The 21,514-nt window shown below is 37.0% G+C and carries 20 protein-coding genes and 2 tRNA genes; 7 read left to right on the top strand and 15 right to left on the bottom strand.

Translation table 11 applies throughout. The features are described from left to right. The 4 genes from EIY84_RS11840 to EIY84_RS10630 all read left to right on the top strand — a co-directional run. On the top strand, positions 1-266 hold a 266-nt coding region (locus EIY84_RS11840; protein WP_164472042.1), incomplete at its 5' end, for a MerR family transcriptional regulator. A gap of 9 nt (positions 267-275) precedes the next feature. After that, on the top strand, positions 276-2,393 hold the full coding sequence (locus tag EIY84_RS10640) for a DUF3987 domain-containing protein (protein ID WP_124643003.1): 2,118 nt from the start codon (positions 276-278) through the stop codon (positions 2,391-2,393). A 175-nt stretch (positions 2,394-2,568) separates the two neighbouring features. Continuing rightward, on the top strand, positions 2,569-2,919 hold the full coding sequence (locus EIY84_RS10635; protein WP_124643001.1) for a DUF6965 family protein: 351 nt from the start codon (positions 2,569-2,571) through the stop codon (positions 2,917-2,919). A gap of 34 nt (positions 2,920-2,953) precedes the next feature. Beyond that, the gene (locus EIY84_RS10630) at positions 2,954-3,262 is read left to right on the top strand and encodes a hypothetical protein (protein ID WP_124642999.1); all 309 of its coding nucleotides are present in this window, start codon (positions 2,954-2,956) and stop codon (positions 3,260-3,262) included. 473 nt (positions 3,263-3,735) lie between these two features. Here EIY84_RS10630 and EIY84_RS10625 read toward each other — a convergent pair. From EIY84_RS10625 to holA, 5 genes are all read right to left on the bottom strand, one after another. Beyond that, a tRNA-Ser gene (locus EIY84_RS10625) sits at positions 3,736-3,820 on the bottom strand. Between the two features lie 124 nt (positions 3,821-3,944). Continuing rightward, on the bottom strand, positions 3,945-4,313 hold the full coding sequence (crcB, locus tag EIY84_RS10620) for a fluoride efflux transporter CrcB (RefSeq protein WP_164472041.1): 369 nt from the start codon (positions 4,311-4,313) through the stop codon (positions 3,945-3,947). Between the two features lie 50 nt (positions 4,314-4,363). Continuing rightward, positions 4,364-5,305 (bottom strand): thioredoxin-disulfide reductase, encoded by a 942-nt coding sequence (gene trxB, locus EIY84_RS10615; RefSeq protein WP_124642997.1) that lies wholly within the window; start codon positions 5,303-5,305, stop codon positions 4,364-4,366. Positions 5,306-5,453: 148 nt separating this feature from the next. Beyond that, positions 5,454-6,389 carry a YitT family protein gene (locus EIY84_RS10610; RefSeq protein ID WP_124642995.1) on the bottom strand — a complete coding sequence of 312 codons (936 nt, stop codon included), beginning with the start codon at positions 6,387-6,389 and terminating at the stop codon, positions 5,454-5,456. A gap of 3 nt (positions 6,390-6,392) precedes the next feature. Beyond that, a complete protein-coding gene (gene holA, locus EIY84_RS10605; RefSeq protein ID WP_124642993.1) occupies positions 6,393-7,433 on the bottom strand; it encodes a DNA polymerase III subunit delta in 1,041 nt (346 codons plus the stop codon). Positions 7,434-7,438: 5 nt separating this feature from the next. Here holA and EIY84_RS10600 point away from each other — a divergent pair, with 5 nt between their 5' ends. The 3 genes from EIY84_RS10600 (at position 7,439) to EIY84_RS10590 (ending at position 8,770) form a co-directional block, all read left to right on the top strand. After that, positions 7,439-7,873, top strand: coding sequence for a type I restriction enzyme HsdR N-terminal domain-containing protein (locus EIY84_RS10600; RefSeq protein WP_124642992.1), 435 nt, complete (start codon positions 7,439-7,441; stop codon positions 7,871-7,873). A gap of 79 nt (positions 7,874-7,952) precedes the next feature. Then, positions 7,953-8,366: a GNAT family N-acetyltransferase gene (locus tag EIY84_RS10595; RefSeq protein WP_241154783.1), complete on the top strand. Its 414-nt coding sequence runs from the start codon at positions 7,953-7,955 to the stop codon at positions 8,364-8,366. After that, positions 8,363-8,770, top strand: coding sequence for a VOC family protein (locus EIY84_RS10590; RefSeq protein ID WP_124642990.1), 408 nt, complete (start codon positions 8,363-8,365; stop codon positions 8,768-8,770). Before EIY84_RS10595 ends, EIY84_RS10590 begins: the two co-directional genes overlap by 4 nt. Before the next feature lie 2 nt (positions 8,771-8,772). Here EIY84_RS10590 and EIY84_RS10585 read toward each other — a convergent pair whose 3' ends face one another. The 10 genes from EIY84_RS10585 to EIY84_RS10540 form a co-directional block, all read right to left on the bottom strand. Next, on the bottom strand, positions 8,773-9,132 hold the full coding sequence (locus EIY84_RS10585) for a cupin domain-containing protein (protein ID WP_124642989.1): 360 nt from the start codon (positions 9,130-9,132) through the stop codon (positions 8,773-8,775). A gap of 125 nt (positions 9,133-9,257) precedes the next feature. Then, positions 9,258-10,274 carry a UDP-glucose 4-epimerase GalE gene (gene galE, locus EIY84_RS10580; RefSeq protein WP_124642988.1) on the bottom strand — a complete coding sequence of 339 codons (1,017 nt, stop codon included), beginning with the start codon at positions 10,272-10,274 and terminating at the stop codon, positions 9,258-9,260. A 77-nt stretch (positions 10,275-10,351) separates the two neighbouring features. Beyond that, the gene (locus EIY84_RS10575) at positions 10,352-11,476 is read right to left on the bottom strand and encodes a DegT/DnrJ/EryC1/StrS family aminotransferase (protein ID WP_124642987.1); all 1,125 of its coding nucleotides are present in this window, start codon (positions 11,474-11,476) and stop codon (positions 10,352-10,354) included. Between the two features lie 686 nt (positions 11,477-12,162). Further along, entirely contained in the window at positions 12,163-12,522 is a 360-nt protein-coding gene (locus EIY84_RS10570; RefSeq protein ID WP_124642986.1) for an Imm8 family immunity protein, read from the bottom strand. After that, positions 12,519-14,684 carry an RHS repeat domain-containing protein gene (locus EIY84_RS11915; RefSeq protein ID WP_124642985.1) on the bottom strand — a complete coding sequence of 722 codons (2,166 nt, stop codon included), beginning with the start codon at positions 14,682-14,684 and terminating at the stop codon, positions 12,519-12,521. Before EIY84_RS11915 ends, EIY84_RS10570 begins: the two co-directional genes overlap by 4 nt. Positions 14,685-14,795: 111 nt before the next feature. Next, positions 14,796-14,869: transfer RNA gene (locus tag EIY84_RS10560), tRNA-Ala, on the bottom strand. A gap of 103 nt (positions 14,870-14,972) precedes the next feature. Next, complete coding sequence (locus EIY84_RS10555) at positions 14,973-16,385, bottom strand: efflux transporter outer membrane subunit (protein WP_241154782.1); 1,413 nt, start codon at positions 16,383-16,385, stop codon at positions 14,973-14,975. A gap of 49 nt (positions 16,386-16,434) precedes the next feature. Continuing rightward, positions 16,435-19,578, bottom strand: coding sequence for an efflux RND transporter permease subunit (locus tag EIY84_RS10550; RefSeq protein ID WP_124642983.1), 3,144 nt, complete (start codon positions 19,576-19,578; stop codon positions 16,435-16,437). Next, on the bottom strand, positions 19,578-20,768 hold the full coding sequence (locus EIY84_RS10545) for an efflux RND transporter periplasmic adaptor subunit (RefSeq protein ID WP_124642980.1): 1,191 nt from the start codon (positions 20,766-20,768) through the stop codon (positions 19,578-19,580). The genes EIY84_RS10550 and EIY84_RS10545 overlap by 1 nt, the downstream gene beginning before the upstream one ends. 54 nt (positions 20,769-20,822) lie before the next feature. Beyond that, positions 20,823-21,275 (bottom strand): GbsR/MarR family transcriptional regulator, encoded by a 453-nt coding sequence (locus tag EIY84_RS10540; protein ID WP_124642978.1) that lies wholly within the window; start codon positions 21,273-21,275, stop codon positions 20,823-20,825. Positions 21,276-21,514 lie beyond the last annotated feature (239 nt).

The following is a 21,514-nucleotide window of genomic DNA, read 5'->3' as shown; positions in this document are numbered from 1 at the left end:
TTTCATTCGAGATGTTACCACAAGCGGTGGCAGATTTAACGGAGAAAGTAAATGAACTAACTCGTTTACTTATCGAAAAGCAAGAAGAACCCCAAAAAGGTCTATTGTCTGAATTTATCCCTAAAAGCGATGTAAGAGGTAAGTTAGCAAGTAGTAGCACTCTTTGGCATTGGGAGAAAGCAGGAAAGCTACAATCTTATGGTATAGGTGGTAAGCGTTACTACAAAAGAGAGGATGTCGAAAACTTGTTTCAACCCATTAAATAAAAAAAGGCGATGGAAAATATTAATAACCAAAGCCTTGTATCGGTAGAAGAACAAGGCAAAGATAATAAATTTTCTTTATTTATCAAACCAATTACCAATAATAAACCATTAAAAAATGTTACCATTGATGAGGTTTACGAAGTAGTGAAAGGCGACTACTATAAAGAGGTTACTGACAAACTAAGAAGTGAAACCAACAAAGACACACAAAGAACTATCAAAGCAAGTGAATTAGAATATGTTTGTTTCTCAGGTACTTTTGTTACAAGAAAGAATACAGATTTAATAAAACACTCTAATTTACTTTGTATTGATTTTGATGACCTCAACGAAGTGGAGGGTACGAAAGATAAAATCATTAACACTTTACCTCCAGGATTATTATTTAGAAGTCCGAGCGGTAATGGTCTGAAAGTGGTTTATCCGATTGATACCTCAACAAATAGTCATCTTGATTACTTTAACTACTTTGAAAGTTTTTTTAAGGATAAGTTAGGTTTAGAAATAGACAAGGCGTGTAAAGATGTTGCAAGGGCGTGTTTTCTTTGCCACGACCCACAAGTCTATAAAAACGAGAATAGTCCGATAATAACCTTACAGACACTTCGACAGATGAGCAATGATGTTATTATTGAGAATTTGGAGAAATGGCTACAAAACAAGGGAGAACAATTTGTAAATGGAAACCGTAATAATTACGCCACGCAATTAGCAAACGCCCTTAATCGTTACGGAGTTCCCGAAAACGAAACTTTAAATTATTTGTCCTTATACGCCCAAGAGGATTTCCCTCAAAGTGAAATACAAGCAACTGTAAGGAGTGTTTATAATCATACGGAATGGCACGGTATTGCCACTTTTGACGAGAATAGACCTTATACATTTCCCAAAACAGAAGAAGTTGAAAAAGAGGAGGAAACACCCTTATTGCCTATTGATGGTTTTCCAAAGTTTTTCCAAGATTACATTAATGAATTTACAAGGGTTTACAATACGCCAAGAGATTATATTGCAGGAGCGGTACTGTTTGCGGTAGCTTTTGCCATTGGCGATAAGTTGGAATTAGTGGGAAAATACAAAAATGTACCGTTGCTTTGGTTGGCTACTATTGGAGATGTAAGTACACAAAAGTCAATGCCAACAAATACAGTTTTAAGTTATTTTAGAGATAGGGATAATAAAGAGTTTTCAAGTTTCTCAAAAGCAATAACGGAGTACGAAAAATTAAAACCAAAAGAAAAAAGAGAAACCAAAGAACCTACTTTCTTTCAGTATCTTTTAACGGATTATACACCCGAAGCGTTACACAAAGTACATCAAACAAATAATAGGGGATTATGCATATATAGAGATGAATTAATGGGTTGGTTAGATGATTTCGGTAGATATTCAAAGAGTGGAGAACAGTCGTCCTTTTTATCTATGTTTTTTCGATTACCTTATTCTGTAAATAGAGTATCAAAACACCCCATAATAATAGAGAAACCTACTGTATATGTTACTGGTGGTATTCAGCCCGACTTACTGCCTAAAATGGCAAAAGATGATAGAGGAGAGAATGGATTTTTGGCGAGATTTCTTTTTATTTATCCCGACAACGCAGAAAAAACAAAGTACAGTAACTCTACAATTGACCATAATTGGGATGAAAATTTCCAAACTATTTTAGGAGCTTTAACTGGTTTGCCCGAAGCTACTGTTTTAAAACTCAATAAAGAAGCGGAAACCGTTTATGAGTGTTGGTATAACCATAACGCCAACCATACAAATAAAGAGAAAACAGGCTATTTAAAGGGAGTGTATGGTAAGCTTGATGTTACAGTATTACGAATAGCAGTAACCCTACACGGTATGAAAATGATTTGCAATAATGTAGATGATGATGAGATTTCAGCACAGACAATGAAAGAAGCCACAGAGGTTATTGAGTATTTTCGTAAGACAGCCATAAAAGTATATAAGAGAGTTTACAGCGGAAAGGATAATGCTAACCCTCAACCCATTAATGATAAAGAAGTAATAAGCTACTTATCAAAAATAAAAGGAGCAAGTCAAAATGCAATCGCCAAAGCAATGGGAGTTACACAACCTTATATAAATAAAATTCTAACAAAGGCAAGGTTATAGGTTATAATTCTTATTAAACCCTTTATCCATAGGCTTTCAGCTATATAACCTACCTATAACCATATTAAAACTGAAAAAAAACACACAACAGTCATTTGGTTATAGGATGGTTATAGGGTTAAACCTTTTATTCATCGGCATTAGAGCCAAACTATAACCTATAACCTTACATAGTATGAAAAATAATTTTTTAAGAAAATATCTTGATAACCTTAATTTGTCTTTTGGAGAAAAACCTCAACAACCCACCATTATAGATGAGGTAAAGGAAATACCTCATCAGATAGTAAGAATTAAGAAACAACCCCCAAAATGGGATAAAGAAATTTCAGAACTTGAAACCTACTTTGATAATGTTACTTTACCAAAGTCATTAAGACTAAATAAGTGTAGCATCGTTAATGACTGTAATAAGTTTGTGAAAAGTCATTTATCAACAGTAAAATCCAATAACGGAAATAGAACATTTACACCGTACCTCAACAGGTTACAGGAATTAAGAGTACTTACCGAGCAGAACCATTAAATAATAAAAATAACCACCTAAAACAAAGGATACAATGAAACAATTAAAGTATTTTAAAAGCATAGACCTTGCAATACACAAGCCAACAAAGGCAGAGATTGAAGCTTTAACCTCAAAAGAAAGGCATAACATTATCCATAAATGGAATAGTGATGTAATGGCAAGAACGCCAAAGTACGAATGGAATTACAATTTTGTAGATGAACACGGCTACGCTATAAGATGGAGAAAAGGCAGGTTAAAAAGAGAGATTGACAGACTTCAAATTTTAACCATAGAAGAAGCCGAAAGATTGTTTCAAATTGATAAGCTGAAATGTGAAGCCTACAATAATCAAAACTAAAAACAAAGCCACCCTAATAAGGTGGTTTTTTCGTTACCAAAAAACAAAACAAGATATATATCCCTGATGAAGTGTTTATGGATTACTGTAAGGGTAGATATATATGCAGGGCGAAAATAAAATCTGAACCTTTAAGCGTTTATTTTTTTACCGCCCCCCTCAAAAATACAGAAACACTAAACCAAAAATCTAAACTCGATTTCCAACAATGCTTGTTTTGTTTTGTAAGCTGACAACACAACCCTACATTATCAAGAAATAAGAATGGAAGAAATATTTATTAAGGTATTGTACAATAGTGTAAAAATAGTATCTTTGGTCTGAACTAAAAGAGATATATTCTTTGGTTTGATTAACACACACGAGGGTAGTCATTATTGGCTATCCTTTTTCTATTTGTACAATTCTTGTACAATTCTACAAAACAAAAAAGCGTAAATAACTGATTAATAGTTAATTACGCTTTTCTATTGCGGAGAGTGAGGGATTCGAACCCCCGGACCTGTTACAGTCAACAGTTTTCAAGACTGCCGCAATCGACCACTCTGCCAACTCTCCTTAAACTCCGAGTATCTCGTTGTTTTCAGTGGTGCAAATATAGAAAGGCTTTGCATATCCACCAAATTTTCTTTTAACTTTTTTTAACTTTTTTTTTAAGAACCTTATTTTCAGTACTAAAAATTTACTTTGACACGATTAGAAATCCCAACCAAACGGCCAAGCCGCCCAAAAGCATACTTAACAATGCATAAAGAAACATGATTCCAAAGTTTTGATTTTGAAAAAGAGAATACATTTCTGCTGAAAAAGTAGAAAAAGTTGTAAAGCCACCACAAAATCCAGTGATCAGTAAAAATTTTAGCTGATTATCCACTTTCAAAAAATAACCAGAAAGCAAGCCTATAGCAAAGCATCCCAAGATATTTACCATAAAAGTCCCCATCGGAAATAGATTGATGTTCCACAACCTTTGGGTATAATTAGAAATCAGGAAACGAAAGATGCTCCCAACTCCGCCACCGATAAAAATATAGAATAAATTCTTCAGCATAAAAAAGTAAAAAAATAGGGATTGAAATTCAACCCCTAAATTATGATTATTTATTTTAATTCTCCTAGATATCTTTCGGCATCTATTGCTGCCATACATCCGGATCCTGCTGCAGTAATCGCTTGTCTGTAGATGTGATCCTGAACATCACCTGCTGCAAAAACTCCTGGCAAATTGGTTTTAGAAGACTTGCCTTCGGTAATGATGTATCCATTTTCGTCCAAATTAATCTGTCCTTGGAAAACCTCAGTATTCGGTTTGTGCCCAATGGCAATAAAAATACCATGAACATCAATTTTAGAGGTTTCTTGCGTCTGATTATTAATAACAACAGCCCTTTCAACCAAAGAATTTTCGCCTTCAATTCCGATTAATTCGTGGTTAAATTTCACCTCAATATTGGGCGTATTTTCCACACGGTGCACCATTGCTTTGGATGCGCGGAAGTGATCTTTTCTGACCAACATGGTAACTTTTGAGCAAAGATTTGCAAGGTATGTAGCTTCTTCGGCTGCGGTATCACCGGCACCTACTACGATTACTTCTTTGCCTCTGTAAAAGAAACCGTCACAAGTGGCACAGGCCGAAACGCCACCTCCTGAATATTTTTTTTCATCGTCCAGGCCCAAATAACGAGCTGTAGCCCCTGTAGAAACGATTACTGTTTTGGCGTGTATTTCTTTATTTCCTGCCCATAATTTATGAATACCCCCAACTTCTTTAGAAAACTCGGCTTTGGTAATCATTTCGTAATGAACTTTGGTATCAAATCTTTCGGCTTGTTTTTGCAGATCCATCATCATTTCCGGTCCTGTAATTCCTTGTGGGTAGCCCGGGAAATTGTCGACTTCCGTTGTGGTGGTCAACTGTCCGCCAGGCTCTAGACCTGTGTACAATTCTGGTTTCAGATCAGCTCTTGCTGCATATATTGCTGCGGTATAACCGGATGGTCCGGATCCTACGATTACGCAATCGAGTATATTTTGCTCCATAAAAGTTTGATATTTTTTATAAAATTTATATTTTCAAATTTAGAGGTCAAAAATCGTAAAATATTTTGGGAAATATCCATTTTGAATGATGAATTTTATCAATGAACCCGTGTCTTTTTACAAAAAAAGACACATTGTAGCAATTCATTTATTTCAATCGTCTTTCTTTAATCATTCCGCCACGGGTATCTTTCACCCCGGACATTACGACAAATGCATCGGAGGTTATCTTTTCGATTTCAGAATTCAACTTACTCATTTCCAAACGAGTAATCACGGTGTAGATAATTTCTACATCGTTATTCACCCCTCTTTTCCCAAATCCTTTTTTGCCTTGATATACGGTATACCCTCTTCCCATGATATCGGCAATCATCGTTTTTATTTCAGGGTTTCTATTGGAAATTATGGTTACTCCGATATATTCTTCCAAACCTTCCACCACATAATCGATGGATTTAGAGGCAGCCAGATAGGTCAGCATGGAATAAAGAGCCACTTCTATCCCTAACAAATAGGCAGCAACTGAAAAAATCATCACATTGATAATCACAACAATATCTCCGATGGTAAATCCAATTTTTTTACTGAGATAGATGGCCAAAATTTCCGTACCATCCAAAACAGCTCCTCCCCTAATGGCTAAACCTACACCTGTTCCCAAAAAGAATCCGCCAAAAATAGGAACCAATATTTTCTCGTCGGTAACATTAGGAAATTCGACGAAAGCCAATACCAAAGCCAAACCTAAAATCGCCAAAATGGTTCTAAAAACAAAATCCCTACCCAAAACTTTGAAACCCAAAATAATAAAGGGGACATTGACCAAAATAATGTACAAATACAAAGGCAACCCTGTGGTCGAAGTCAGAAGAAGAGATATCCCTGTAGCTCCACCATCAATAAGTCTATTGGTAAGTAGGAATCCTTTGAAACCAAAAGATGCCGAAAAAATACCCAAGACGATTAATAAAAAATCCCGGATTAAATTTTTGGTAATTATCTTATTTTTCCTCCTTCTAACCAGCTTTTCGTACCTGGTTTTGTTGGAGTCGAATAAAAAAGTTTTTAGTTTATTGATCATCTTTTATGTTTTAATTTTTAGTGCTTGTACATTCAGTATTTTATAGACCAACTCGGTCAACAATTCCGAATCTGCTGTTTGGTTGGCTCCCAATCCTTTGCTTTTGAGATCCGTTTCCCTAAGAATAGAAATGATTTTAGTGGTCAGTTTCATGGGATAAAAACGAGCCGCTTCGGCATAATCTTTCACAAAAAACGGATGAACTTTTAGTTCCTTTGCAATTTCCGCTGGTGGCAAAGTCGAAATGGTTTGATAGAGCAAAACATTGGTAAAAAATTCGTACAATCGGCCAATGGTCATCACAATGGGATTGTTTTTAGGATTTTTCCCCATGTAATATACGATTTTCATGGCTTTGTTTCTGTCTTTTTGCCCAACAGCTTTTTGCAATTCGAAAACATTAAATTCTTTTGAAATTCCGATGTGCTTTTCAACCAATTTTTCACTGAGAACTTCATTTTCAGCAAGGATCAACTGAAGTTTAGAAAGTTCATTTTGTATCCTGGAAAGATCAGTTCCTAAGTATTCCGCCAAAAGAAAAGAGATATTCGGCGCTGCATTTATTTTCAGCTTTTGTATTTGTTGCTGTATAAATTTGGGCACTTCATAATCCCTCATTTTCTCGCTTAGAAATACATATTTTTTGGATTTCAAAACCTCGTTCAGTTTTCTTTTTTTACCATCCAAAGTCTTATTTTTATGGGCAAATACCAAAATGGTGGTTTCCACAGGATTTTCCAAATAGGTTATTAAAGCTTTGGTTTCCTCTTCACCCAACTTTAGATCTTGGGCTTCTTTGACAATGATCAGCATTTTATCACCCATCATCGGAAACTGCCTCGCCAACGAAAGTACTTCGAGATAGTTGGTATCTTTTCCGTACACGACGGTTTGGTTAAAGGCTTTTTCATCTTCGGTCAGGACATCGTTTTCCAAAGACTTTACGGCCATATCGATATAAAAAGCTTCTTCGCCATGAAAAAAATAAACCGGCTGAAGTTCTTTATTTTTAATATTTTTGAGAATTAAATCTAAATCTTTCATAAAGTATGGAATTGCCGAGGCTAAATTTTACTAAAACCTACGATTTTAAGTTCAAGAAAGACAAAGATAATTTTTTTATTTATGATTTACCACGAAAATCTTGGCTTTTACTCACTCCGGAAGAATGGGTAAGGCAACATTGGATACAGTATTTTCTGAATGAAAAAGGCTATGCTACATCGGCATTGATTGCGGAGAAAAAAATTGAAATTCATGGACTTACCAAAAGAATAGACCTTTTAGTAACCGAAAAAACGATGCCTAAAATCCTAATCGAATGCAAAGCTCCAGGAGTAAAATTAACGGAAAAAACTTTTGAACAAATTGCTCGATACAATTCGGTAATTGGAGCCCAAGAAATAATCCTGAGCAACGGACTGCAACACATATTTGCCGTTTGGGAAAACAATGAATACCGATTTTTGCCTTTTTTGGGATAGATAACTTTTGAACCCAATCTACTAGCCCATGAAAATTAACAAATTAAATAACTTAAGCATAAATCAAAAATTAGAAATTTTGAATTTATGGAATCATGAATATCCTGAAAATCTCAAATACCAATCGTTAACCGATTTTGAAAACTATCTGAACAACCTTACAGAACCTGAACATTATATTTTGCTAAATTCAGATCATAAAATAAGGGCTTGGGCTTTTACTTTTATCAGAGCGCATGAAAAATGGTTTGCGATCATTGTATCTTCTGAACTTCAAAAAAAAGGGATAGGCACCCAATTGCTAAACCGCTTGAAATCTGAAGAAAAAATACTAAACGGATGGGTAATTGACTCTGAAAATTATACCAAAACCAATGGTGAGAAGTACAAATCGCCGTTGAATTTCTATGTTAAAAATAATTTTAAAATCCTGACGGAAACAAGACTTGAACTAGAAACGATCTCAGCAGTTAAAATAAATTGGACATTATGATGAAGATTAAAACGATAGAAACCATTCTCTATGTAAAAGACCAACAGAAAAGTACGGACTTTTACACCCAACTCTTCAGGAAAAATCCTGATTTGAATGTACCTGGAATGACAGAGTTCAACCTTTCGGATCATTTCAAACTCGGAATTATGCCCAACGATTCCATTGCAAAAATCCTATCCGAAAAAATACAACATCCCAGTTTAGGAAACGGAATACCACGATGTGAACTCTATTTTCTAGTAGAAAATATTGAAGTGGAATTTCATAATGCCCTGGATCTAGGAGCAATTCTGATAAGCGAAATCCAAGACCGAGATTGGGGAGACCGTGCCTGTTACTTTGCCGATTGCGATGGACACATCATTGCTTTTGCAGAGAAAATAGAGAATTTTTTACCTTAAAACTACCCTTCTCTATGCACCAAGTCCAAAGAAAAAGCAGGTAAACAAACGGAAACATATTCGCAAGGTTCATCAAAAGGATTGCTGTACTTCACCGTTGCACCTTTCTCTACCAAGATGCTCTGCCCTGCTTCCAAAACGACAACATGACCGTTAATTTCAAATTGTTTTTTCCCTTTCACAATTAAGGTGAACTCGTCAAACTCCGGTGTCTGAGCCGGTTCTGACCACAATGCGGGAGCTACCATTCTGGCAATAGAGATGTTGGAGTTTCTTGTAGAATTTCCCCAATGTTCTTCGATCAATTTACCGTCTGTAGTCGGAACGATAAAGGGTTTGCTTTGTATTTTGTATCCTGACATTTAAGGTTAAGGTTAAGGTTAAGGTTAAGGTTGAGGCTGAGATTAAAAAAAACTGTTGATTCTAATTATTTTTCACAAACAACTATACTACAACAGTTTTATTTCTCATTATTTTACGAATAATTTTAGTTTCTGGATTCCAAGTATTTTTGCCATTGCCAAGTGGTTTTCAAGGCTTCTTCCAAAGAAGTATCGGCTTTCCAACCCAATTCTTTTTCGGCTTTATCTGCATTGGCATAAGCCACAGTGATATCACCGGCTCTGCGATCACAAATTTTGTACGGAACGGCTACAGTATTGGCTTTTTCAAACGCTTGTACCACTTCCAAGACCGACGATCCTTTCCCTGTTCCAAGGTTATAAATATCCAAAACGGTGTCTTCTTTCTCGTCTATTAATTTTTTAAGTGCAGCAACATGAGCTTTCGCCAAATCGACCACATAGATATAATCACGAATGGCTGTACCGTCCGGAGTTGGATAATCGTCTCCAAAAACGCTCAATTCTTTTCTGATTCCTGCTGCCGTTTGGGTAACAAAAGGTACTAAATTGTTTGGGATCCCCAAAGGCAACTCGCCCAACTTGGCTGTTGGATGCGCACCAATAGGATTGAAGTATCTTAACAAAGCAATTTTTCTTTGGTAGGCTTTTGCAAAATCCAAGAGAATTTCTTCGCCCATTTGTTTGGTTTTTCCATAAACCGATTCTGGCATTTTCAGTGGAGTGTTCTCATCAATAGGCATTTCATCGGCTTGTCCATACACGGTGCACGAAGAGCTGAAAATAAAATTGGAAATCCCTCTGGTCTTAAACTCTTGCAAGATGTTGATAAGGATGAAGAGATTATTCTCATAATAATCCAAAGGTTTCTCCTGGCTCTCTCCTACTGCTTTATACGCTGCAAAATTGATGCATCCTTGGATGTTGTGGGCATCAAAAACCTGAGAAAGCAATTCTTTTTTTCTAAGGTCAAACGGATAAAAAATAGGTTTTTTACCGGCTACTTCTTCGATATTTTGTAAAATAAATTTTTCAGAATTGGACAGATCGTCAACGATTACAACTTCAAATCCATTGTTTAGCAATTCCACAACGGTATGAGAGCCAATGTATCCTAATCCTCCTGTTACAAGAATGGTCATTATGTTTTTATTAAATTAAAGTTAAAAACCTTATCCAAAAATGAATTTCAGATAAGGTTGTAGTATGGTATTTTGTATTAATTCATGAATTCTAAAACGGCATCCGTGATGAATTTCAGTTGCTCTTCGTCCAATTCGGTATGCATTGGAAGGGAGATTACCTCGTTCAAAAGCTTATCGGTATTCACAAAATCGGCATCGTTACTTTCTTGGAAATAGGCTTTTTGTTTTCTAAGAGCAACGGGATAATAGATCATGGCTGGAATTTCTTTTTCGGCTAAAAACTGTTGCAGCTCGTTTCTTTTTCCGTTCAAAACCCTCAAAGTATATTGGTGGAAAACATGAGTTGAGTTTTCTGCTCTTTGGGGTGTAAGAATCTGTGGGTGATTGGCAAAAGCTTCGTCATAGAAGTCGGCCGCTTTTCTTCGTGCCTCGTTATAACCGTCCAATTGTGGTAATTTTTTTCTAAGAATGGCAGCCTGTACAGAGTCCAATCTGGAGTTTACGCCCACCTCATCGTGGTAGTATCTCTGGTACATACCGTGGTTGACAATCCCACGAAGTTTGTGAGCCAAGGCATCGCCGTTGGTAAAAATGGCGCCACCATCTCCATAGCATCCCAAATTTTTTGAAGGGAAAAAAGAAGTCGTCCCAATAGTTCCCATGGTTCCGGATTTTTTGGTAGATCCATCGGCAAAGGTATAATCGGCACCTATGGCTTGTGCATTGTCCTCGATAACATAGAGGTTGTGCTCAGTAGCAATTTTCATCACTTCTTCCATATTTGCACATTGTCCGAACAAATGTACCGGTATGATGGCTTTGGTTTTTGGTGTAATTGCAGCTCTAAGTTTTTCTGTATCGATGGTAAAGGTGTTATAATCGACATCGACCAAAACGGATTTTAATTTCAAGAGCTGAATGACCTCTACCGTTGCAGCAAATGTAAAATCTGCAGTGATGACTTCATCGCCTTCTTTCAGATCCAAAGCCATCAAAGCAATTTGTAAGGCATCGGTTCCGTTGGCACAAGGGATTGCATGTTTTACATCTAAATATTGTTCTAACTCGGATTGAAAAGTTTTTACTTCTGGCCCGTTGATGTATGCTGAAGATTCCAAAACATTAAGCACCGCATTGTCAATTTCATTTTTAATTTTGAAATATTGCGTTTGCAAATCGACCATCTGAATCTTTTTCATATAAAGAATTTTTTTGTATTAGCGTTCTTTGTTTCTAAAATAACCGTCATTGGGCTTTCTAGTAACAAATAAATTTAAATTTTTGTAAAAATAAGAATTTATACTAGGGCAATAAAATTTTTAGGATTAAATTTCGCGCTTTAGACTTTGTTTAAATTAAAGCTCTATGCTGCCACCAAAAAATCGTACAATTTTTATTTAGAAATTAAGATATGATGATTAATCTTAAATTAGCAAAATTATGTCAAGAACAAGAAGTATGATGCGACCAAAACTTCAACAACTTTCCCCGCTGCGCAAAGTCTCCCGACTTTGAGCCAATGTTTCAGTCCTCATAATTATTATATTTCCAAAATTCGTTCGGCTTCGTAACATTCACCACCGGATTATCTGCTACCAAAGATAGAATTTATTTTCTGTATTTGCGTTAAGGTAAAGTTACAAGATTTGTTATGTTGATGGCGCAAAGTCAGGAGACTTTGCGTAGCGGGAGTTTTCCATATTTGGACTCTGTTTGCCCTGCTGCATCCGTTGCTACTATTGATTCTCTAACATATTTATTTCTAGAATCATATACATTTACAACCGTTAAATGTGAAAATTTTGGATTGCTCCCTTGCCCCTCTGATTCAACATATTTACTTTAAAATTGATTATCACTAAATTTGGAACGCTACCACTTTAATTTAATCTTCTGTATATCCATCAAATTCCCATTTCCCAATAAATGATATTTTATTTGCAATAGATTTCCAATCTTTTTCATCTATATTATTAACATACTCCTCTAACTTGTTATAAATTTTTAAATAATCAAATTTATTAACTATCATGTAATGATACCCAAAAATAGCATCATCATTTTTAATGTTCTCTTTAAGCCATTGTGGTGTGCATATAAAAATATCAAAACTTTCTTCTCCTATACCATTTCTTTCACCCACAATAATCCTTGCCCAAATACCAAAATTATCATTATCTAAATTATAATTTGAAAGATGCAAATCTATATCATTGCTATAAAAATTCTTTATCTCTGCTCTCATCTTAGTCTTATATTTTTTATATCTAAATGCCCGTTACCTACATTAGCACCACCTTTGACTTCCTTCCATTCAAAATTCGCTTGAACTTTACCCAAATTTTTCTTAAAAGTAGGAGATCTAAATACTTTTAAGCCATCAGCACTAACTAAAGATTTACCATCACTTGCAATTCTATATCCATCACCAACCCAGGATCTCCCTAACACCATTGCTTCTTCATAAGTTGCAGAACCCATTCCAAAGTTACCTTGTTTTCTTGCAGCTTCTTGTAATAATCCTGATATTTTACCCCAATTCCCTGTAATACTAGTAAGTTTGGAAATATAACTTTCTAGTTTTGCAACTGTTAATACTTCTATAGGTGCAAGCAAAATCGGTCTCACTTCATCGCTTTCCCAAGCAATTTTAGCGACTTGCTTAGTGTAATCCCAACCAGAATTTGGATCGTTAGGCGCTTGTCTATAGTGTTTTCCATATTTGGACACTGTTTGCCCAGCTGCATCCGTTGCTACTATTGATTCTCTAACATATTTATTTCTAGAATCATATACATTTACAACCGTTAAATGTGAAAATTTAGGATTGCTCCCTTGCCCTGCTGATTCAAAAAATCTATTCCCACTACCATCAACTTTAGAATTGAAATAAGTTTGTTTCCCATTAGGATCAATATATGCAATCGGATTCTGATACGTATAAATATAAGGATTAAGATTGCCCCAGAAGAAGACCCCGCCGTTGTGTTGCCCGTCTCCATAAAATTCATCTTCCATTACGGGGTTATAAATTGCCAAGGCGTCTACCCCGTACCAAAGACTAATTCTAGGGTTAAAATACCTTGCCCCATAATAGTATAATCCTGTTTCTACATCCAACTCTTTTGCGTTAAACTTATACGGGTTTTCATATGCTCCCGGTAGGTTTTGCTCCGCCATGGTTTCCCCAAAAGGCAAATTTAAGAAAAATTGCGTGGTTTCGCCATTGCTATCGGTAACATAAGTTGCCGTACCTAGATGATCACCATGCAGGTAATACAATCCCGATATAGTGCTTGCTGCTTTGCTAAATTCTGCTGCTATCTTGCCATCGGCTAATCCTGCTTTCCGCAAATATACTTTTAGGTCTTCCTCAGGATTAGGGATTGTGGTTTCTTCTCTGGTATCGGTTGTTTTTGATGCAGATTGTTTCATGAAAGGGGCCTCTACCAATACCCGGCTGGCTACCCTTTGGTCTCCTGCAAAATAATGCTTGGTTCTGGTGCCATCGCTACTTAATGTCCAATATGCATTTGGGTAGAGTTTGTAGCCAATCATTTCCATGTACCCATCTACCAATGCTCCATTTTGGTAAAGTTTTGCGCCTTCTTTTAAGTTGTATTTTATAATTCTTTCGCCTTTATCGTCGTAGGTATAGTATTGGAAAGTTCCTGTTTCGTTGCTATAAAAGGCTTTCATACGGTCTTGCTCGTCCCAGAACATATTTTTCTCCCCATCGGTAGGATTCCAATGCATAATTACATTCCCGTTTTCATCGTATTTAAACTCCTCCGTAGTACCCGCACTTTGGTTTTCTATCGTTGCCAATTTATGGGTTCCTCCTATATAATGATATCTATTGGCATAGGTATTTTGTGGATTTGTTTGTTGGTTTTGAAGATGGTTTTGGTTTTTAAAATCAATTCCTCCAGAAGGAGTATAACCCATCTCCAATGCAAATTCTGAATTGGAAACTGCATACGGTGTGTTTTGGTATGTGCTAGTATTTTTATCCACCCCAAACTCTCCAGATGCAGCTATTAATCTGTTGAGTTGGTCGTATCCATAATTGAAGTTGTAAGCTCCTCCCATTTCATTAGGAGATTGTACAGCATAATTCAAAATATTGGTAATATTTCCTACAAAATCAAAGGAATAATTGTTTTTTAATAATCCATTACCATTATTTGGATGTTCCAATCTATGCTCTTGTAATCTTCTATTGGTAGGACTATAGCTAAATGTAGAGTGGATACCATTTCCAAAAAACACGCCTGTTCTTTGTTCATAATGATCATATACAATGTTTTCAATGTAAGAGTTCGCTCCAACCAGATTTTTCAGATTACCTCCTAGATCATAGCGATAATTAACCTTTTCTCCATCGGTAATATTATGGTAAGCCAAAACTTCTCGATTAAAAGTTAGAAATTGAAATCGCCCATACAATTGCAGCTCAGAAAATTGAAATCACAAACAAAAAAAGCTCTAAACATCAGTGTTTAAAGCTTTTTTTTGTGGAGAATACGGGATTCGAACCCGTGGCCTTTTGACTGCCAGTCAAACGCGCTAGCCAACTGCGCCAATCCCCCATTGTTTTTTTGTTGTGCAATAATAGGATTTTATTTCTGAATATAAAAACAAAAAGCAGAAAAATTCCTGCTTTTTGTTTTAGAATCTTTTAAAAATTCAATTTTATTTCCATCCACCTCCCAATGCTCGGTACAGTTCGACACCGGCATTTAGTTTGGTATATTGGGCATTGGCAATGTTCAGTTCGGCATTCAGCCTATTGACATCGGCATTTAAAACTTCAAGATAATTGGCCATACCGTAGTTTACCAATTCTTGAGAATAAGTTACCGATTTGTCGTAAGCCTCCAACTCTTTCTTTTTCAAAACAATAAAATCATCCTGAATACCGTAAACCGACAGGGCATCAGACACCTCTTTTCCTGCAAACAGAATGGCTTTTTTGAATCCCAAGTAGGCTCTTTCTTGGTTCGCCAGGCTGATCTCGTAATTGGTTTTTACTTGTCTTTTGTTGAAGATGGGTTGGGTAAGCCCTGCAATAACATTGGCAAAAAGAGATTGTGCTGAAAATAGTTGATCCAAAGACAACGATTGCAAACCACCAGAAGCGGTCAGCCTTAAACTTGGATAAAACTGAGCTTTGGCATTTTGACTGAGCTCAAAAGCATTCATCAAATTGTATTCGGCTTGTCGAACATCCGGTCTATTGGACAACAACTGTACCGCATAACCCGTCTTGTAGTTGGCGGGCAATTGTTGCTCCATCAAAGTGGTTCTGTAGATGTTTTGTGGCGCCTCACCCTTCAAAAACGAAATGGTGTTTTCCAAAATTTTGATTTGAGCATCGATATTCAACAAAGCACTTTGAGCATTGTACACCAAAGCTTCACTTTGCTTTACGGCAACTTCAGACAGGGTTCCTGCTTGTTTTAAAGCTTTTGTCGTTTCTAGATTTTTTAGACGAATTTTGATGTTCTCGTTGATGATTTTCTTTTGTTCGTCCAAAGACAAAAGCTGATAATAGGCTTTTGCAACGGAAGCCACCAAATTACTTTTCACATTTTGATGAGCGGCTACGGTGCCCAGATATTGTGCCATCTGAGCTTTTTCCTGGGATTTTAATTTGCCCCAAATATCCACTTCCCAACCGATATTTGCTGTAATATCGTACTGATTGACATAGACTCTTTCGGATAAATTTTGTCCGGAAGAAGAATTCAACGAAGGAGAGGCAAAGGTATAACCCGGACCTACGGTTGCCGTTGGAAAGTAAGATGCCTTGGCTTGTTTCAGATAGGCTTGCGCAGCAACCATATTTTGCACCGCCATTCGGATGTCCAAATTATTTTCCAAAGCTGTAGAGATGTGGTTTTGCAATGGCGCATCGGTAAAGATTTCTTTCCAAGAAAAGTTGGCAGCACTAAGACTGTCTTGAGAAATATTATCGGTTCTGAAAAGTTTTTCTTGTACCAAATCGTTCGGTCTTTCGTAGGATTTTTTAGCCACACAAGAAGTAAGTCCGGCTGCTAAAACCAACGACATAACCGTTTTCATGATATTTTTATTTGTATTCATACTTTTATTTTTAGTTTAAATTAAAACGAGATCTGATCCTAGAAAGGATTTATTCTGAAGTTTTAATTTGTTCAAAAACAACGGGCTTAATTTTCTCTTGTAGGGTCTGGAAAATCACATACAAAACCGGTATCACGATGAGCCCCAAAATGGTACCTATCAAAAGACCCGTAACGGCTCCGGTTGCAATGCTTCGGTTACCCACAGCACCAATTCCAGAAGCCAAAACCAAAGGTAGCAATCCGAAAATAAACGCAAAGGAAGTCATCAGGATGGGTCTCAATCTGGCTTTAGCCGCATTGATGGCCGACATAACGATGGTCTCTCCATGATGCCTTCTTTGTACGGCAAATTCTACAATAAGAATGGCATTTTTCGCCAACAATCCTACAAGCATGATCAGGGCAATTTGAAAATAAATATTATTTTCCAATCCCAATAACCACTGACCAAGATAGGCTCCCATAACCCCAAGTGGCAAGGAACAAATCACCGTAAGAGGCAAAATATAACTCTCATACTGGGCTGCCAAAATGAAGTACACAAAAACCAAACTCAATGCAAAAATGACCAAAGTCTGAGATCCTGATGATAATTCTTCCTTAGAAAGTCCGGTGAATTCTACTTCATAATTACCACCCAAAGTTTGATCGGCAACTTCTTGTACGGCATGTATCGCATCTCCCGTGGAGAATCCAGGATTGTTAGCGCCTGTTACTTTAACCGAAGTAAATAAGTTATAACGATTCACACTTTGTGGTCCATATACCCTATCCAACGATACAAATTGTGAAATTGGCGACATGGCTCCCGACTTGGATTTTACATAAATAGAATTCAGGTTTTGCAATTCTTTTCGGTACTCTGGCAACGCCTGTACCATAACTCTAAATTGCTTACCGTATTTGGTGAAATCAGCCGTGTACACCCCACCAATATACCCTTGCATGGTCGATAATATATCCGAAACGGAAACACCAGATTGTGTTGCCAATGGTACATTAATATTCATTTGGTATTGAGGATACTTTGTGTTGAAAGAAGTCTGAGCAAACTGAATTTCTGGTCTTTGCATAAGCGCACCAATAAATTTCTGGGTTTCTGCATCCAACTGGCTGTATTCGGCACCGGCTTTATCCAAAAGTACCATCTCAAAACCGGCACTGGTCCCGTAACCCGGAACAGATGGAGGTTGGAAAAATACCACTTTGGCATCTTTAACTTTAGCAGCGGCTCCGAAAAGCATACCTGTAATTTTATCGGCCGACAAACCTTGCTTGGTTCTTTCATCAAATGGTTTCAACCGAACAAAAGCCAAACCGTTGTTACTCCCCGAACCCGAAAAGAAACTTCGGCCCGCAGAAACGGTTACTCCGCTCACGCCCGGCACATTCATTACTTCTTTTTGCAATGCTTTTAGAGCGTTGTAAGTTCTAGCCATAGAGGCTCCCGGTGGCAATTCGAGATTGGTAAAGATAATACCTCGGTCTTCATTAGGTACAAAACCTGTTTTCATGTTTTTATTTGCAAAAAATAGAAGCCCACCTACCACTGCAAAAATGGCCAAAGTAATCCACTTGTGACGGATAAGATAGACAAAAGCCCTTCCGTATCTTTCGGTGGTTACATGAAAAGCCGTATTGAATTTGTGGAAGAATTTCTGAATAAAAGATTTCTCTTCGTATGCCTTGTCATGATGCCCGGACTTTAAAAATAAAGAACACAATACTGGAGATAAAGTCAAAGCATTAATCGCAGAAATCAGGATCGCTACGATAAGCGTAACCCCAAACTGCTGATAAAAAACTCCGGTAGGACCCGTAATAAAAGTTACAGGGATAAAAACCGCTGCCATAACCAAAGTAATGGAAATAATGGCTCCTGTAATTTCACTCATCGCTTCTACCGTGGCTTTTTTAGGATCTTTAACACCTTGTTCCATTTTGGCATGTACGGCTTCTACAACCACAATGGCGTCATCCACCACAATACCAATGGCCAAAACCAAAGCAAATAAAGTTAATAAATTGAGTGAATATCCAAATAAATTCAGGAAGAAAAATGAACCGACAATGGAAACCGGAACTGCAATCGCAGGGATTAGGGTGGATCTAAAATCTTGCAAGAAAATATACACAACAATAAATACCAAGATGAATGCTTCGATCAGGGTATGCACCACCTTGTCCATAGAAGCGGTCAAAAATTCGTTGGTATCGTAGTTGATGATGTACTTCACCCCTTGTGGGAAAGTTTTCTCTGAATCTTTAAGATAAGCCTGAATGTTGTTGATGATCTGTTGTGCATTGGATCCTGGTGTTTGGAAAATACCCATAGAAACCGCTGGGAAATCGCCACTTTCTGCCAATCCAGAATAAGATTGAGCATCCAAAACCACTTTGGCAACATCTTTTAGCATTAGGTTTTGTCCATTGCCCAAAGCTTTTATCACAATATTATCGTATTGTTCTTTCTCGTTAAATTTACCCACATATTTTATGATGTACTCAAAAGAAGTGGCGGAGTTTTGTCCCAAAGATCCTGCGGCAGCTTCTCTAGACTGAGCGTTGATGGCAGCAGTAACATCTGAGGGTTCTAGACCGTAGGCAGCCATTTTCACGGGATCGATCCATATTCTCATGGAATAGGATTTCCCGCCCATTACATTGGCATCACCAACTCCGGAAATCCTTTTAATTCCAGGTACGATGTTGATGTTCATGTAATTCTGAATAAAAACATCATCCAACTTTTTATTTTCAGAATAAAAAGAAAGATACATCAATGCAGAAGTCTGTTGTTTTTGGGTGACAACTCCGGAACGGGTAACTTCACTAGGAAGCAAAGGTGTTGCTCTTGCCACTCTGTTCTGAACATTCACAGCGGCAATGTCCGGATCTACTCCTTGTTTGAAAAAAATTTGAATTTGTGCTGAACCGTCATTTCCGGCAGAAGAGGTAATGTAGTCCATCCCTTCTACCCCATTGATTTGTTCTTCCAAAGGTACAATTACCGATTTCATTACCGTTTCGGCATTGGCACCGGTATAATTTGCAGATACATTCACCGTTGGAGGTGCAATATCCGGATATTGAGTCACCGGTAGCGCCACAAATCCCAATATCCCTAAAATGACAATGAGGATAGAAATTACGGTGGATAATACCGGTCGGTTTATAAAATTTTTAATCATTAGAACACAGGTTTTAAAGATTTTACAAGACTGTCCATGCTGATCGGTTTAGGAATAATTTGAGCATCGGGTTTTAGCCCACCAATTCCGGTTGCAACCACCTTGTCTCCTTTATTTATACCTGAAGTCACTACAACCATATTGTCCACTCTGCTTTTCACGGTAATAATTTCATTTTTCACTTTATTGTCAGCACCCACTTTATAGGCATACACAATACCTTGTTGTTCATAAGTGGCACTTTCCGGCAACACCACGGCATGATTGTAGTGAATTGGGAATCTTACCGATCCACTATTTCCGTTGCTCAACAATTTCTGAGCATTGGAAAATCCTGCTCTAAACTGTATGGTCCCTGTGGACGGGTCGATCTGTCCCGATACGGTTTCTATTTTTCCTTTTTCCGAATAGATACTTCCGTTTGCCAATTCCAAATCGACTAAGGGTAAATTTCTAAGTTTTTCCGGAACGGTGGCTCCTTTCATGTTTTCTAAGAAATCCAAATATTCCTTTTCATTCATCGAGAAATAGGCATAGACACTAGAAGTATTGGAGATGGTCGTAAGCGGTGTAGGATCTGAAGGACCTACCAAACTTCCCACTTTTAGAGGCAACTTACCAACCACACCAGAAATAGGTGCACGAATGATGGAATAATCGACATTGGCTTTTACACTTTTGTACCCGGCAACTGCTTGTTGGTGCGCTGCTTGTGCTTGGGAAAGCTGAGCCTGAGCCTTAGCCACATTGGCTTGTGCCGTTTGCAATTGTACCGAACTGATGATGTTTTTTTGCACCAGAGGTGTCAATTTATTCACCTCAACTTGTGCTGCATTTACCGCTGCTTTTGCGGCTGCAATGTTGGCTTGCGCTGCCGAAATACCGGACTTTGCAGCATCTTCGTTTTCGCTAAGGACATTGGTTTCCAAACGAAACAAAGGCTGACCTTGACTCACCATCTGACCTTCATCAACCAAAACCTGAGTAATATAGCCTTGAATTTTAGCCCTAACATCGTTATTAACAATCCCCTGTACCGTTGCAGGATACGAAACAAAACCCGTAAGGTCTTTTTCTTCTACCGTTACCACATCAAAAGGTTTGGGTCCGTCGTTGGGTTTCATCTCCTCTTTTTTACAAGACCATAAAGTCAATGACAACAGGGGTATGACTAAAAATTTCTTATTCATAAATATAATTTTATAAATGGTTAATAATTTATTATTTCTTTTGTCTTCTTTAAATTACAATTTCTCCAAAGTTTCTTGTATGTTTTGGATATTGCCTTTTAGCAAAGTTTTGTAGATTTCAAATTTACTTTCAGGCTGAGGTTCAATTTTTTTGAAGCGACTCACATCATTTAAAATTCGTAGCTCTTCGTTCATCATGGAGACTATTTTCTCGAATCTGAATTTGATATAATCGTCATTAAAGATAAAAAATCTTTTTCTTTGATCAATTTTTGCGATGTCTTTTATTAATTTTGAATGAATGAGTAAACTCAAATTGGTAGAAACTGAACTTTTTGAAGCCGAAAAAAACTCGACCAACTCATCAAAACTCACTCCTTTTTTTTCAAAATCAAAAATAAGACAAGCATATATTTTAGCAGCCAAAGGAGGAAGCCCAAATAAAGATCCGTAGAACTTTGCTAAATTCTGTAAGATTTCTGTATCTATTTCGAAAGAAAATTTCATGATCAAATTTTAAGCAAAATTATAAAATATTTAGTTCGGAACAAAACGAACCAATTGCAACGGGTTAATTATGATTATAGATATTATTAATTACCCACCGATAAATTTTTCAAATGAACTTGTTTAATGTTTCCTAATCAAAATACAACAGAATGCGAGCAGATGAAAATCCCTCCAATGTTTTTCTTTAGTTTCATATCGTATTAATAGCGCTTTAAAGCTATCTATCCAAGCGTTCA

It is taken from the genome of Amniculibacterium aquaticum (assembly GCF_003852705.1).
In the GTDB taxonomy this organism is placed as follows: domain Bacteria; phylum Bacteroidota; class Bacteroidia; order Flavobacteriales; family Weeksellaceae; genus Amniculibacterium; species Amniculibacterium aquaticum.
Note: the sequence above shows the minus strand (reverse complement) of the source record. Positions and strands in the feature narration are given on the sequence as shown.

Excerpts from the sequence above, each read along its gene's own strand:
- EIY84_RS10590 (WP_124642990.1), top strand. The coding sequence starts at position 8,363 with ATGATGAAGATTAAAACGATAGAAACCATTCTCTATGTAAAAGACCAA.
- EIY84_RS10550 (WP_124642983.1), bottom strand. The coding sequence starts at position 19,578 with ATGATTAAAAATTTTATAAACCGACCGGTATTATCCACCGTAATTTCT.
- EIY84_RS10610 (WP_124642995.1), bottom strand. The coding sequence starts at position 6,389 with ATGATCAATAAACTAAAAACTTTTTTATTCGACTCCAACAAAACCAGG.
- EIY84_RS10570 (WP_124642986.1), bottom strand. The coding sequence starts at position 12,522 with ATGAGAGCAGAGATAAAGAATTTTTATAGCAATGATATAGATTTGCAT.
- EIY84_RS10540 (WP_124642978.1), bottom strand. The coding sequence starts at position 21,275 with ATGAAATTTTCTTTCGAAATAGATACAGAAATCTTACAGAATTTAGCA.
- galE (WP_124642988.1), bottom strand. The coding sequence starts at position 10,274 with ATGACCATTCTTGTAACAGGAGGATTAGGATACATTGGCTCTCATACC.
- EIY84_RS10555 (WP_241154782.1), bottom strand. The coding sequence starts at position 16,385 with ATGAATACAAATAAAAATATCATGAAAACGGTTATGTCGTTGGTTTTA.
- crcB (WP_164472041.1), bottom strand. The coding sequence starts at position 4,313 with ATGCTGAAGAATTTATTCTATATTTTTATCGGTGGCGGAGTTGGGAGC.
- EIY84_RS10545 (WP_124642980.1), bottom strand. The coding sequence starts at position 20,768 with ATGAATAAGAAATTTTTAGTCATACCCCTGTTGTCATTGACTTTATGG.
- EIY84_RS10575 (WP_124642987.1), bottom strand. The coding sequence starts at position 11,476 with ATGAAAAAGATTCAGATGGTCGATTTGCAAACGCAATATTTCAAAATT.
- EIY84_RS10635 (WP_124643001.1), top strand. The coding sequence starts at position 2,569 with ATGAAAAATAATTTTTTAAGAAAATATCTTGATAACCTTAATTTGTCT.
- trxB (WP_124642997.1), bottom strand. The coding sequence starts at position 5,305 with ATGGAGCAAAATATACTCGATTGCGTAATCGTAGGATCCGGACCATCC.
- holA (WP_124642993.1), bottom strand. The coding sequence starts at position 7,433 with ATGAAAGATTTAGATTTAATTCTCAAAAATATTAAAAATAAAGAACTT.
- EIY84_RS10600 (WP_124642992.1), top strand. The coding sequence starts at position 7,439 with ATGGAATTGCCGAGGCTAAATTTTACTAAAACCTACGATTTTAAGTTC.
- EIY84_RS10585 (WP_124642989.1), bottom strand. The coding sequence starts at position 9,132 with ATGTCAGGATACAAAATACAAAGCAAACCCTTTATCGTTCCGACTACA.
- EIY84_RS10640 (WP_124643003.1), top strand. The coding sequence starts at position 276 with ATGGAAAATATTAATAACCAAAGCCTTGTATCGGTAGAAGAACAAGGC.
- EIY84_RS10630 (WP_124642999.1), top strand. The coding sequence starts at position 2,954 with ATGAAACAATTAAAGTATTTTAAAAGCATAGACCTTGCAATACACAAG.